Origin of the sequence: Sphingomonas sp. DBB INV C78, assembly GCF_042693015.1 — a bacterium.
Taxonomy (GTDB): Bacteria; Pseudomonadota; Alphaproteobacteria; order Sphingomonadales; family Sphingomonadaceae; genus Sphingomonas_E.
In genome coordinates this window covers 159,333-171,020 of sequence record NZ_CP170544.1, presented here as the reverse complement: position 1 = coordinate 171,020, position 11,688 = coordinate 159,333, and the positions used below count along the sequence as shown (strand labels likewise).

12 protein-coding genes are annotated in these 11,688 nt (G+C 65.3%); 2 read left to right on the top strand and 10 right to left on the bottom strand.

The genetic code is table 11. From position 1 onward, the window contains the following. Window positions 1-27 precede the first annotated feature (27 nt). From ACFB49_RS00855 to ACFB49_RS00825, 7 genes are all read right to left on the bottom strand, one after another. Window positions 28-846 carry a CheR family methyltransferase gene (locus ACFB49_RS00855; protein WP_380874843.1) on the bottom strand — a complete coding sequence of 273 codons (819 nt, stop codon included), beginning with the start codon at window positions 844-846 and terminating at the stop codon, window positions 28-30. After that, on the bottom strand, window positions 837-1,904 hold the full coding sequence (gene cheB / locus ACFB49_RS00850) for a chemotaxis-specific protein-glutamate methyltransferase CheB (protein ID WP_380874842.1): 1,068 nt from the start codon (window positions 1,902-1,904) through the stop codon (window positions 837-839). Before cheB ends, ACFB49_RS00855 begins: the two co-directional genes overlap by 10 nt. 51 nt (window positions 1,905-1,955) lie before the next feature. After that, the gene (locus ACFB49_RS00845) at window positions 1,956-2,321 is read right to left on the bottom strand and encodes a response regulator (protein WP_380874840.1); all 366 of its coding nucleotides are present in this window, start codon (window positions 2,319-2,321) and stop codon (window positions 1,956-1,958) included. A 79-nt stretch (window positions 2,322-2,400) separates the two neighbouring features. After that, window positions 2,401-2,835 (bottom strand): chemotaxis protein CheW, encoded by a 435-nt coding sequence (locus tag ACFB49_RS00840; RefSeq protein ID WP_380874839.1) that lies wholly within the window; start codon window positions 2,833-2,835, stop codon window positions 2,401-2,403. A 3-nt stretch (window positions 2,836-2,838) separates the two neighbouring features. After that, the gene (locus ACFB49_RS00835; protein WP_380874837.1) at window positions 2,839-5,175 is read right to left on the bottom strand and encodes a chemotaxis protein CheA; all 2,337 of its coding nucleotides are present in this window, start codon (window positions 5,173-5,175) and stop codon (window positions 2,839-2,841) included. 76 nt (window positions 5,176-5,251) lie between these two features. After that, window positions 5,252-5,881: a histidine phosphotransferase family protein gene (locus ACFB49_RS00830; RefSeq protein WP_380874835.1), complete on the bottom strand. Its 630-nt coding sequence runs from the start codon at window positions 5,879-5,881 to the stop codon at window positions 5,252-5,254. A gap of 96 nt (window positions 5,882-5,977) precedes the next feature. Then, window positions 5,978-6,388: a M67 family metallopeptidase gene (locus ACFB49_RS00825; protein WP_380874834.1), complete on the bottom strand. Its 411-nt coding sequence runs from the start codon at window positions 6,386-6,388 to the stop codon at window positions 5,978-5,980. 17 nt (window positions 6,389-6,405) lie between these two features. On the opposite strand from ACFB49_RS00825, the gene ACFB49_RS00820 reads away from it, so the two are divergent. Together ACFB49_RS00820 and rpoH are read left to right on the top strand one after the other, a co-directional pair. After that, on the top strand, window positions 6,406-7,362 hold the full coding sequence (locus tag ACFB49_RS00820; RefSeq protein WP_380874832.1) for an RluA family pseudouridine synthase: 957 nt from the start codon (window positions 6,406-6,408) through the stop codon (window positions 7,360-7,362). Between the two features lie 76 nt (window positions 7,363-7,438). Next, window positions 7,439-8,344 (top strand): RNA polymerase sigma factor RpoH, encoded by a 906-nt coding sequence (rpoH, locus tag ACFB49_RS00815; protein ID WP_380879791.1) that lies wholly within the window; start codon window positions 7,439-7,441, stop codon window positions 8,342-8,344. 108 nt (window positions 8,345-8,452) lie between these two features. Here the strand turns inward: rpoH and ACFB49_RS00810 are convergent, their stop codons facing one another. The 3 genes from ACFB49_RS00810 to ACFB49_RS00800 form a co-directional block, all read right to left on the bottom strand. Then, window positions 8,453-9,121 (bottom strand): GH25 family lysozyme, encoded by a 669-nt coding sequence (locus ACFB49_RS00810; RefSeq protein ID WP_380874831.1) that lies wholly within the window; start codon window positions 9,119-9,121, stop codon window positions 8,453-8,455. 213 nt (window positions 9,122-9,334) lie between these two features. Continuing rightward, complete coding sequence (locus tag ACFB49_RS00805; protein ID WP_380874829.1) at window positions 9,335-10,333, bottom strand: Rieske 2Fe-2S domain-containing protein; 999 nt, start codon at window positions 10,331-10,333, stop codon at window positions 9,335-9,337. Window positions 10,334-10,374: 41 nt separating this feature from the next. After that, on the bottom strand, window positions 10,375-11,376 hold the full coding sequence (locus ACFB49_RS00800; RefSeq protein ID WP_380874828.1) for a Rieske 2Fe-2S domain-containing protein: 1,002 nt from the start codon (window positions 11,374-11,376) through the stop codon (window positions 10,375-10,377). Window positions 11,377-11,688 lie beyond the last annotated feature (312 nt).

Genomic DNA, 11,688 nt, shown 5'->3' with positions numbered 1-11,688 from the left:
AAAGCCTTCAGATCGGGCAATCATTGATCAGATCACCGGGCGATAGAAGCCGCGATGCGCCGGATGCGGCTCGAACCGGGTGGTGTTGCCCAGCACGGTTTCGCCCGCGCCCAGCATCAGCAGGCCGTCAGGCGCGATCGCGCCGGCCAGGCCATCGAACACCCGTGCCCGTTCCTCCGCAGCGAAATAGAGCAGGACGTTGCGGCACAGGATCACGTCGACCGTGCCGGTGAAGGGTGCGGATTGCAGCAGATTGTGCCGCTCGAACCGGACCATGCGGCGCAGTTCGGGCCGGGCCTGCCAATCCTCCCCCTCGGGCACGAACCAGCGCATCATCTGACGCACCGGCAGGCCGCGCTGGATCTCGAACTGGGTATAGCTGCCACCGGCCGCGCGGGAGACAACGCCCGCCGACACGTCCGTTCCGATGATTTCGATCGTCCAGTCGCGCCAGCGATCGCCTGCCTCGGCAAAGGCCATCGCTAGCGAATAGGCTTCCTGCCCGGTCGAGCAGCCGGCGCACCAGATGCGCAGCTTGCGGCTGCCGGCGCGGCTCGCGGCCAGTTCCTCGATCCCGCCGTCCATCAACTGGGTAAAGGCCGCCTGCTCGCGATAGAAGAAGGTTTCGTGGTTCAGCAGCGCTTCGACCACGGCATCGGCAAGCTGCACGTCGCGCGGATCAGCAAGGCCCGCCGCGAGCGACTCATAGGATGGCAGGTCGCGATCCTTGAGCAGCGGCTTCAGCGCGGTTTCGATGCGCCAGTGGCGGCTTGCCGCCAGTTCCTGGCCGGTGCGCTGCTTCAGCAGCCCGGCGAAGGCGCGCATGGCGACGGGGCTCAGTTCCATGAAACGAGCCCGCTGCGTGCGCCGATGCGCTGGGCGATCCGTGCGGGCGGAAGCACCGCCGCGGCAAGCCCGGCATTGGCCACCGCCCCCGGCATTCCCCAAACCACCGATGTCCGCGAATCCTGCGCCAATATCTCGCCTCCCGCAGCGGCAACGTCCCGCGCGCCGATCAGTCCGTCCCGCCCCATGCCGCTCAACACCACGGCCACGGCACCCGCCCCGAAATGCGCGGCGACCGAGGCGAACATCGGATCGACCGAAGGCAGGCAGCCGCTCGGCGCCGGATTGCGATCGATCAGCACGCGTATGCTCGCTCCGCGTTCGACCAGGCAAAGGTGGCCGTCACCGGGTGCGATGAAGAGTTCGCCGGGACGCAGCCGCATCCCGTCTTCGGCGACCTGCGCACGGCGGCCGGCAATCTCCATGAGCTGCGACGCGAAGTAGGGCATGAACACCGGCGGCAGATGCTGCGTCACCAGGATCGGCGCCGCGAAATCGGCAGGCAGGCTGCGGAAGAAATCGGAAAGCGCGTGCAAGCCCCCCGTCGACGCACCGATCGCAAGACAGCTCACGGCGGCCGGGATCGGCGCATCAAGTTGCTGCCCCGGCACTTCGGCGATCTTGGTGGGGCAGATGGTGCCGTCGGCAGCGGCGTGGCCGATCCTCAGCAGCCGTTCCACCAGCACCGCGGCGAAGCGACCGGCAAAGCTGCCCGCGCCGGGCTTGAGCAAGGTATCCGCTGCCCCGAGTGTGAGCGCGCGAACCGTCGCCGCAGCTCCATCGGCCGCGGCGGAGGAAACGATCAATACGCGGGCGCCATGGCTGCGCGCGATCAGATCGGGCAGCGCGGTCAGCCCATCCATCCCGGGCATTTCCACGTCGAGCAGGATGATATCGACCCGAACCCGATCGAGCAGCGCCAGCGCCTCGCCGGCATGGCCGGCGGTGGCCACCACCTCGAAGGCGCTATGGCCTTCGAGAATGCGGGAGATGACGGTGCGCGCGACGATCGAATCGTCGACGATCATCAGCCGGATAGGCCGGTCCCCATGCGTCATGGGCGCACCGGCGCTCCAGGATGGCAGGAGGGCAGCCACCGCGGCGACCGCTCAGGCCAGGCCGACGATCTGGAGCTTACTTTCCAGCGTCTCGCGATCGAACGGCTTCATCACATATTCGTCGGCACCGGCCTCGATCGCGGCACGGATATGGCCGACGCCATTCTCGGTCGTGCAGAAAACCACCTTGGGCCGCGGCGCGACGCCCGCCGCACCCAGTGCGCGGAGAAACTCCATGCCGCTCATCACCGGCATGTTCCAGTCGAGCAGGACGACATCGGGCGGCGTATCCTGACAATATGCCAGCGCCTCCCGACCGTCGCCGGCTTCGGCGACGTTGAAATCGAGCGTTTCGAGGATATGGCGGGCAACCTTGCGGATGACCTTGGAGTCATCGACCACCAGACATGTCTTCATCACGTTTCTGTCCTCGTGCCGGAAAGTCGGCAATTCTTGCCTAACGCCAAGGCCGTAAGCGGTCGGTTAACGCGTGGCTTCATGCCGCCAGCGCGCTCGGGCCGGCGACCAGGGCCGCGGGGTCGATCAGGAGCAGCGCATCGCCATCGATTTCGACCATGCCCGATGCGACGCGCGACCAGCCCGCGCCCAGCACGGCGCAGACCGGCGCGGGTGCCTCGTTGAGCGAGATCACGTCCTCGACCTCTTCGACCAGCAGGCCGTAGAGGTGGCCGTCGATCGTGACGATCACCGCCTGCATCACATCGGCACTTTCCATCCGGCCGAGATCGAGCGCGGCGAGCGTATCGACGATCGTCAGCACGCGGCTACGCAGCGCGGCGAGGCCGGCGATATGCGGTGCGACCAGCGGCACCGGCGTCACCGCATCGATTTCGACAACCGATTCGACATGGCGGGCGGCGAGCGCGACGCGCTGGCCGGCAATCCCGACGATCAGGTGGAGCGCTTCCATGGCTTACCTCCGTGCCGTCGCGACGCCGCCGAGCGCTGCGAGCAGCCCGACCCGATCGTAACGATAGATGCTGTCGTCCGCGGCGTTGATCGGCGCCGGTGCGGTGCGCAGCCGCACCACCGGCACGCCCGCTTCCGCGACGTCGGACTTCCCACCGTCGCTGTCGATGATGACGTCGGGGCGCAGTTCGGCAGGCGCGCGGCCCATCACCACGCGATAGCCGGCGGCTTCCACCAGCGGCCGCAATATCTCGCTCGACCAGCGATCCTCGGCACTGACCAGCAGACAGGTCGGCCGCGCAGCCATGGACGGCAGCCCGCCCGCGGCATCGGCGAGCAGCCAGTGCGGATCGAGCAGTTCGACCTGACGGCCTTCCACCATTACCACGCCCGCGACGGGGCCTGGCGTCATGGCGGCATCGGCGAGCGGCGGCAGCGCGACGATGTCGATCACCTCGTCGATCATGTAGGCAAGCTGGGTCATGCCATCGCTGATGCGCAGCACGCGCAGCCGTTCGCGATCGGCCGGGTTGGCGTGGCCGAGCAGCGGCAGGAGTTGGTCGTTGTGGGCGATGCGCATCCGGCCCGCAGTGAAGCGCGCGGCGGAGGACGGGACTTCCTCGATACGTTCGACCACGGACAAACGGATCGCGCGTTCGATCCTGTCCGAATCGCGGAACAGCAAGGTTTGCACCAGCGGCGCCGCTTCCTCGACCACCGCATCGGTTTCGGTATTGGAAACCTGCTGCGCGGCGACGCCGGTGACATTGGCGATACCGGCGGGGTCCAGCAGCAGCATCGGCCGGCCATTGTCCGGCAGTGTGGTGCCGGCATAGATGCCCGTCGCCATCACCGCGGGCGCGGCGGGCTTCACCACCAGTTCCTCATGGTCGTGGACGGCATCCACCGACAGCGCGAACAGCGATCCGCCGGCGGGCCGCAGCACCACCAAAGTCGGCGGGCGCACGGCGCGGCCCTTGGATTTGGTGAGCTGCCCCAGCGGCACCACCGGCATCCGGCGGCCGCGGATCGCAGCGATATTGACACCGCCCACCGGCTCCAGCTTCACGCCGTCGCCCGAGGCGCGCACGATCTCCTCGATCGCCGAGCGCGGGATGGCAAAGGTCTGGCCACCGGCGCTCACGGTCAGCGCGGGGATGATCGTCAGGGTCAAAGGCACGCGGAGGGTCAGGCGCAGGCCCTGCTGCGGGCGGCTTTCGATATCGACGAGGCCGCCGATCCGCTCGATGTTCGATCGCACCACATCCATGCCGACGCCGCGGCCGGAGATCGAGCTGATCGCATTGGCGGTCGACAGGCCGGGTTCGAACACCAGCGCCAGTTTCTGCGGCCAGGTCAGCAGTTCGGCCTTTTCGGCGGCAAGGATGCCGGCGGCGATCGCCTTGGCCACCAGCCGGTCGCCATCGATACCGCGGCCATCGTCGATCACTTCGATCAGGATCTGGTTACCGGACTGGCGGGCGGAGACGGAAAGCCTGCCCGCCGCCGACTTGCCCGCCGCGCGGCGATCCTCCGGCGGTTCGATGCCATGATCGATCGCGTTGCGGATGATGTGGGTCAGCGGATCGCGGATCATCTCGATCATCTCGCGATCCAGCTCGACATCGCCGCCATCGACTTCGAGCGCGACGGTCTTGCCAAGCTCGGCCGAAAGATCGCGCACCAACCGCGGCAGCGCCGAGAAGATATGGTCGATCCGCTGCATGCGGGTGCGCGTGATCGCATCACGCATCTCGGCAACGCAGAGCGAGAGGCGTTCGAACGCGGCCTCGATGCCGCCATCGACCATCGAGTCGCGCAGCTTGCGGGAAAGCTCGTTGCGCGCGAGCACCATATCCGAAACGCCACCCATCATCCGGTCGAGCAGGTCGATCGGCAGGCGGATGCTGCGCGAAACCGCGCGCACCGGCGATCCGGTGACGGCCTGCGGCACGGCGGCGGACGCCACGACCGCGCCGGGCGCGAGCGCCGCGACGAGCCGCTGGTCATCCTCGTCGGGCAGGCTTTCGCCCGCTTCGATCGCTTCGGTCAGTTCGCTGATCCGGTCGATGATGGCGAGGACAGCATTGACGAGCGCGACATCGGGCTGGCGTTCGCCGCTGCGGACTTCGGCCAGCGCTTCCTCGGCGGCATGGCTCAGCCGTTCGAGGCGCGGCAGATCGAGAAAGCCGCAGCTTCCCTTGACGGTGTGGACGAAGCGAAAGATCGAATCGAGCCGCGCCTTGTCGCCCGGTTCAGCCTCCCAGGCGATGATTTCGCCCGAAATCGCGGCGAGCATCTCGCGCGTTTCGGCCAGGAATTCCTGCAGCAGATCGTCCATCGGGCCCTTCCGTCCGAAAACCGGAAGCGCCGATCTGCCATGGCACTGGTGAAAAAGGGGTTTACCGTCGGCGCGATTAACGCACCGGAATTGTCGCCCCGAGCATGAGGACGCCGTCCTGCGGTTCGGACGCCTGCACCGATCCGCCGGCTTCCTTGGCGAGCTGATGGACCAGCCATGCCGCGGCCGCACGCGGGGTCAGCGCCTCCTCGCTCGTCCAGCCCAGCAGCGCATCGCGCAGTTCGGAATCGAGCACCAGCCGCGGGCCTTCCGCGCGGATCACGATTTCCGATCCTTCGGCGCCGACATCCAGCCGCCCGCCGCGCACCAGCGCATCGCCGGCGATCAGCGCCAGGTTCAAGAGCACCTTGATCGCGGTCTTGCTGAGCGCGGGTTCACTGACCATCCAGCCGAGCAGCACCTTGCCGTCGCCGCCGAACAGCCCCTCGATCGCAGCGCGCGCCTCGCGCGTGTCGACCTGATCGGCGAAGCCGCCCGCGGCGCCAAAGGCCAGACGGAAGAATTTGAGCTTGTTGGCCGACGCCCGCGCGCTTTCGGCCAGCAATTCCAGGCAGCGGGCGCGCATCTCGGGGTCGGTCTCGTCCGCCATCAACTCGATGCCGTTATTCAGGGCGCCGACCGGACTCAGCAAGTCATGGCAAAGGCGCGAACAGAGCAGGCTAGCGAAATCAACAGCATTCGTCATGTAACGGACCGTCCCCGAAAGAGGGCGCCGTTGTGGCGGCTGGACGTCGTTAACGCAAGCGCTACGCGCCGCATCCGGCCGTTCGAACGGCTCCTTTCAGTCCATGACGGCCAAGGCGACTCGATCAAAACGCTCAAGGATTTCGCCGCCCTGCCAGGCGCGGAAAGCGGCAATCTCGCCGCGCGCCACGATCAGCCACAGCCGGCCGGAAGACGGGCCGACGGAAGCGGCATCATCGATCGAAGGCTCGACGCGGCCATTGGGATGCGAATGATAATGGCCGATCAGCCGCGGCCCACCAGCCCGCTCGCGACGCAGCGCAGCGAACAACGCCGCTGGATCGACCTCGAAGAAGCGCGCGGGATCGGGATGGACGTTGGCGGTCCGTTCAGCCGTCGATATTCGCCCATCGTCGCCGAACAACAGCCCACAAACCTCGCGTGCGGGGTCAGCCGCCGCATGGCGAAGAATTTGCGCATATGCCCCGCTTGCAATCCGTAATTCCATCGCCACATGGCTAGGCGATGGACGCGGGGGTGTCGACAGTCAGGGCAATCGTACCGGCAGAGGCCGCGGGATGGCGCTTGGACAAGGCGCTCGCCGTCGCCCTCCCCGAATTTTCGCGTGAGCGGCTGAAGGGCCTGATCAACGACGGCCAGGTCCACCGTTCCGACGGCACGCCCGCCAATGATCCTTCAGCCAAGGTCGCCCCCGGCAGCGAATATGACGTGGTGGTGCCGCCGCCCGCCCCGCTGGAAAATGAGGCGCAGGATATCCCGCTCGTCATCGCTTATGAGGACGAACATCTGATCGTCGTCGAGAAGCCGGCCGGGCTGGTCGTCCACCCGGCGGCCGGCAATCTCGACGGCACTTTGGTCAACGCGCTGCTCCACCATTGCGGCGGTAGCCTGTCCGGCATCGGCGGCGTAGCGCGGCCGGGGATCGTCCACCGCATCGATAAGGACACGTCGGGGCTGATGGTCGCGGCGAAGACCGATCTCGCGCATGAGGGGCTGGCAAAGCAGTTTGCCGCGCACAGCATCGACCGGCGCTATCGGGCGATCGTCGCGGGCCTGCCCAACCCCACGTCGGGCAAGGTGGATGCACCGCTCGCGCGGTCATCGACCAACCGCAAGAAGATGGCGATCGTGGCTGACGGACGCGGCAAACGGGCGGTGACACATTATCGCCTCATCACCGCGCTAAAAGGGGCGGCGCTGGTCGAATGCCGGCTGGAAACGGGCCGTACCCACCAGGTTCGCGTCCACATGGCCTCTATCGGCCACGCCCTGCTGGGCGACCCGGTATACGGACGTATCAGGCCGGAACACCGTAGCCTGCTCAGCCGTTTGGAATTCGGGCGGCAGGCGCTTCATGCGGCCCATCTGGGGTTCATACACCCGTATAGTGGCGCAGAGCTGGCCTTCGACAGTAATATGCCTTCCGACATGCAGGCGCTGTTAAGCCAACTGGCGCTATAAAGGTTTCAATCGGGTACGGAAAGATTCGGCCCTTCAAAGCGGTCCCATCAGCGGACCAGGGAGTGAAGTGAAGATCATGGCAAGCGGCAAGAACGTCCCAGCGACGATTCCCGCACTCGGCGGCGAGGCAGGCCTCAACCGCTATCTCGCCGAGATCCGGAAGTTTCCCCTCCTCGCCCCCGAGGAGGAATATATGCTCGCGAAGCGCTATCAGGAGCATGGCGATCCCGAAGCCGCGACGCGGCTCGTGACCTCGCACCTGCGCCTCGTGGCGAAGATCGCGATGGGCTATCGCGGCTACGGCCTGCCGACCGCCGAGCTGATCTCCGAAGGCAATATCGGCCTGATGCAGGGCGTGAAGAAGTTTGAGGCCGACCGCGGCTTCCGCCTCGCAACTTACGCGATGTGGTGGATTCGCGCGTCGATCCAGGAATATATCCTGCGGTCGTGGAGCCTTGTGAAGATGGGCACCACCGCGGCGCAAAAGAAGCTGTTCTTCAACCTTCGCCGGATGAAGTCCAAGCTCGATGCGTTCGAAGATGGTGACCTCAAGCCCGAGGATCTCGCCAAGATCGCCACCGATCTCGGTGTGACCGAGGAAGAGGTGACGAGCATGAACCGCCGCATGGCGATGGGGGGCGATACCTCGCTCAACGTCTCGATGCGCGAGGATGGCGACGGCCAGTGGCAGGATTGGCTGGTCGACACCGATCCGCTGCAGGACGAGCGCATCGCCGATGCAGAGGAAAAGGACGTCCGCCACAACATGCTGGTCGAGGCGATGGCCGCGCTCAACGATCGCGAGAAGCATATCCTCGCCGAGCGCCGCCTGTCGGACGATCCCAAGACGCTCGAGGAACTGAGTCAGGTCTATGGCGTCAGCCGCGAACGCGTCCGCCAGATCGAGGTCCGCGCGTTCGACAAGCTGCAGAAGGCGATGATGCGGATCGCGGGTGAAAAGCGGCTGCTGCCCGCGACCTGATCGGCGTCACCAAGGTAAAGAAGGGCGCGTCCGGGAAACCGGGCGCGCCTTTTTTGTGCTTTGCGATGATCATCCAACTCCCCTCCCTGGAAGGGAGGGGAGTTGATCTTAGCGCATCACATTCCAGTCCACCGGCGTCGCTATGCCCTCCAGCCGCTTGGAATGCGATTGCTGCCAGATACTCCACGGCCGCGCGCCGAAGCGGGGTTCGGTGCCGAGGCTGCGCAGCCAGAGCGGGCGCTTCACCCGCGCGCTGACATCGTAAGCGCGCTCGAATTCGTCGGTGAGGTAGAGGATCACCGGCTTGCCGTATCGCGCCTCGACTGCGCGGAGATAGGCCGCCAGTTCGGCATGGAACGCGTCGCGCGGCGGCCTGCGATTGCAGTTACCGAGAAATTCCAGGTCCACCGCCGGCGCCAGTGCCCCCGCATCCACCGGCACCGTCGCGATGAAGTTCGCCGCCTGATCCGCCCCTGCCCGGCACAGCGTGAAATAATGATAGGCGCCGCGCTGGATGCCCGCGGCCTTCGCGTCCGCCCAATTGGCCGCGAACAGCCGGTCGCGGTGGCTGCCGCCCTCGCTCGCCTTGACGTAGGCGAAGGAGACGCCCTGTTTCGGCAGCTTCTGCCAGTCGATGCGGCCCTGGTGGTGGGATACGTCGATGCCCTGGCGTTGGGCTGGTGCGGCAGTGGCGCCGATTGAGACTAGCAGCAGCGCGAGCAAGGCCGCGAGACCGCGCCATCTCCCCCACCCGTCATGCTGAACTTGTTTCAGCATCCACCTCTCCAATCGCACGGACATTGCTTGTCGCACGGTGGACCCTGAAACAAGTTCAGGGTGACGAGGGGAAGGCTTCACGCCAGCCGACACTCCCCTCCCCGTTTGTGTCGAGCGAAGTCGAGACACGGCCCAAAGTGCGTCGCCCGGAGCCGTATCTCGACTACGTTCTCGGCTGCGCTCGAACTCCGCTCGACACGAACGGATAGGAGTTCAGGCCAGGGGCTCCGCATAAAACTGCTTGAACCATTCGCGCCACATCAGGATCGGGCCGTCGCCGTCGCACAACAGCGGCTGGGGCCGATATTTCTTGTTGTCCCAGACGATCAGATCGACCGATTCGAACCCCGCCGAATCCTCGCCCTCGGCCGCGCCGATCGAGTGCTGGTAGAGATGCTCGCCGATCACCCGTTCTTTCGTCCCTTCGGCATAATCGCGGAAGGTGAAGGCCATGCGGGTGCGCGTCATTTCCTTGTCCACCGGCAGCGGGGTGGAGAACATCGTCATCGTCACGCCGTCCTTGTTGAACCGCATGATCTGGATGCCCGGCCCATGATGTTCGCCGACGATGAAGCCCGCGCCGATATCGGTGTGGAACTTGTAGCCGTCGGCCTTGCCGGTGCCCGGCGGAATCTCGGGCGATCCATGCAGGAATTTCAGGTGGGCATAATCGACGCCATTCTCGCCGATTTCCTGGATCATCGTGCCGATGTCCCACATGCCGCGGCGGATCGGCACATAGGCCTCATCCTCCAGCTCGGGCACGTCGGGGATCGCGAAGGTCGGGTCCACGCCATCGGGATGATACCAGGCGAAGATCGCGCCATAGCGTTCGACGATCGGCAAGGTCTTGAGGACGGGCTTCTTCCGCGCGATGCCGGGCATCACCTTGGCGTAGGGGATCTTCTTGCACCACCCCTCCGCATCGAACTCCCAATGGTGGAACGGACAGCGGATATTGTTGCCGACGACCGTCCCACCATGGCCGAGATGCGCGCCGAGATGCGGGCAGAAGGGATCGGAGATGCCGGGCTTGCCGTCTTCGCCGCGAAACATCACCCATTCGCGATCGAATGCCTTGATGATGCGGATTTCGCCCACCGCCAGCTTCGCCGATTCCTCGACCATGAACCAGCCGAAGGGGATCGGGAACGGGCAGCGTTCAAGCTCGTCGCCCGTCTGGATCCGTTCGATGGTCGTCATCTCGTTCATTCGATCTTCCTCTCACTTTGGCGCGATGCCCCTGCCCGTTTTCAGGCTTCGATGGGCTCCGCGTAGAACTGGCTGAACCATTTGCGCCACATCAGGATCGGCCCATCGCCGTCGCACAGCAGCGGCTGGGGCCGGTATTTCTTGTTGTCCCAGACGATCAGATCGACCGACTCGAACCCGGCCGAATCCTCGCCCTCGGCCGCACCGATCGAATGCTGGTAGAGATGCTCGGCGATGCCGCGCTCCTTCGATCCTTCCGGATGATCGAGGAAGGTGAAGGCCATGCGCGTCAGCGTCATTTCGGTGTCGATCGGTGTCGACATCGCGAACATCAACATCGTCACGCCCTGATTATTGAAGCGCTGGATGGCGATCCCCGGCCCATGGCTTTCGCCGACGATATAGCCCTGGCCGATATTGGTGTGGAATTTGTGCCCATCCGGCCGCGCCTCGACCGGCGGAATGATCGGCGTGTTGTGCAGGTATTTGAGGTGGGCGTTGTCCACGCCATTCTCACCGATTTCCTGGATCATCGTGCCGATGTTCCACTGGCCGCGGCGGATCGGCACATAGCCTTCGCTTTCCAGTTCGGGCACGTCGGGAAGCGGGAAGCTCGGTTCGTCGACATTGGGATGATACCAGGCGAAGATCGCGCCATAGCGTTCCTGCGTCGGCAGCGTCTTCAGCACCGGCTTCTTGCGGGCGATGCCGGGCATCACCTTGGCGTAGGGGATCTTCTTGCACCACCCGTCCGCATCGAACTCCCAATGGTGGAACGGGCAGCGGACATTGTTGCCGACGACCGTGCCACCATGGCCGAGATGCGCGCCCAGGTGCGGGCAATAGGGATCGGTCAGCCCGACCTTGCCGTCCTCCCCGCGGAACAGCACCCATTCGCGCCCGAACACATGGAGGTTGCGGATCTCGCCGGGCTTCAGATTGTCCGAAAGCTCGATGGCGAACCAGCCGATCGGGATCGGGAAGGGGCAGCGCTCAAGCTCGTCGCCGGTCTGAATGCGTTCGATCGTGGTCATCTCGTTCATGGCGCGCCTCTCCTAACGCGGTCCCCGAAATCTGATGTTCGACCAATAATGAATTGAATTCAGTTTGTCACGTGAAAGCGGCGCAGACTAACATGGAAGCGCCACGTCCGCCCCCGCCCATTTTGTTACGAAACCTCACAGCGCGCGCGGCAATTCTGCGATTCGCGGGAAGCTGCGCGGCATATGACCCTCCAATTGCGTCGCCAAAAAATGCCCTTGCCACGCAAACAGCTATCATCCATGCTGAAGCACATTCATTTTGGGAGTCAGGCGGAAAACCGCCGGCGAAAAGTGAGGCAGCGGGCCGGCAGG

Coding starts and splice junctions, on each gene's coding strand:
- ACFB49_RS00845 (WP_380874840.1), bottom strand. CDS start 2,321: ATGAAGACATGTCTGGTGGTCGATGACTCCAAGGTCATCCGCAAGGTT.
- ACFB49_RS00810 (WP_380874831.1), bottom strand. CDS start 9,121: ATGCTGAAACAAGTTCAGCATGACGGGTGGGGGAGATGGCGCGGTCTC.
- ACFB49_RS00835 (WP_380874837.1), bottom strand. CDS start 5,175: ATGGACGATCTGCTGCAGGAATTCCTGGCCGAAACGCGCGAGATGCTC.
- ACFB49_RS00805 (WP_380874829.1), bottom strand. CDS start 10,333: ATGAACGAGATGACGACCATCGAACGGATCCAGACGGGCGACGAGCTT.
- ACFB49_RS00830 (WP_380874835.1), bottom strand. CDS start 5,881: ATGACGAATGCTGTTGATTTCGCTAGCCTGCTCTGTTCGCGCCTTTGC.
- ACFB49_RS00825 (WP_380874834.1), bottom strand. CDS start 6,388: ATGGAATTACGGATTGCAAGCGGGGCATATGCGCAAATTCTTCGCCAT.
- cheB (WP_380874842.1), bottom strand. CDS start 1,904: ATGACGCATGGGGACCGGCCTATCCGGCTGATGATCGTCGACGATTCG.
- ACFB49_RS00840 (WP_380874839.1), bottom strand. CDS start 2,835: ATGGAAGCGCTCCACCTGATCGTCGGGATTGCCGGCCAGCGCGTCGCG.
- rpoH (WP_380879791.1), top strand. CDS start 7,439: ATGGCAAGCGGCAAGAACGTCCCAGCGACGATTCCCGCACTCGGCGGC.
- ACFB49_RS00800 (WP_380874828.1), bottom strand. CDS start 11,376: ATGAACGAGATGACCACGATCGAACGCATTCAGACCGGCGACGAGCTT.
- ACFB49_RS00820 (WP_380874832.1), top strand. CDS start 6,406: ATGGACGCGGGGGTGTCGACAGTCAGGGCAATCGTACCGGCAGAGGCC.
- ACFB49_RS00855 (WP_380874843.1), bottom strand. CDS start 846: ATGGAACTGAGCCCCGTCGCCATGCGCGCCTTCGCCGGGCTGCTGAAG.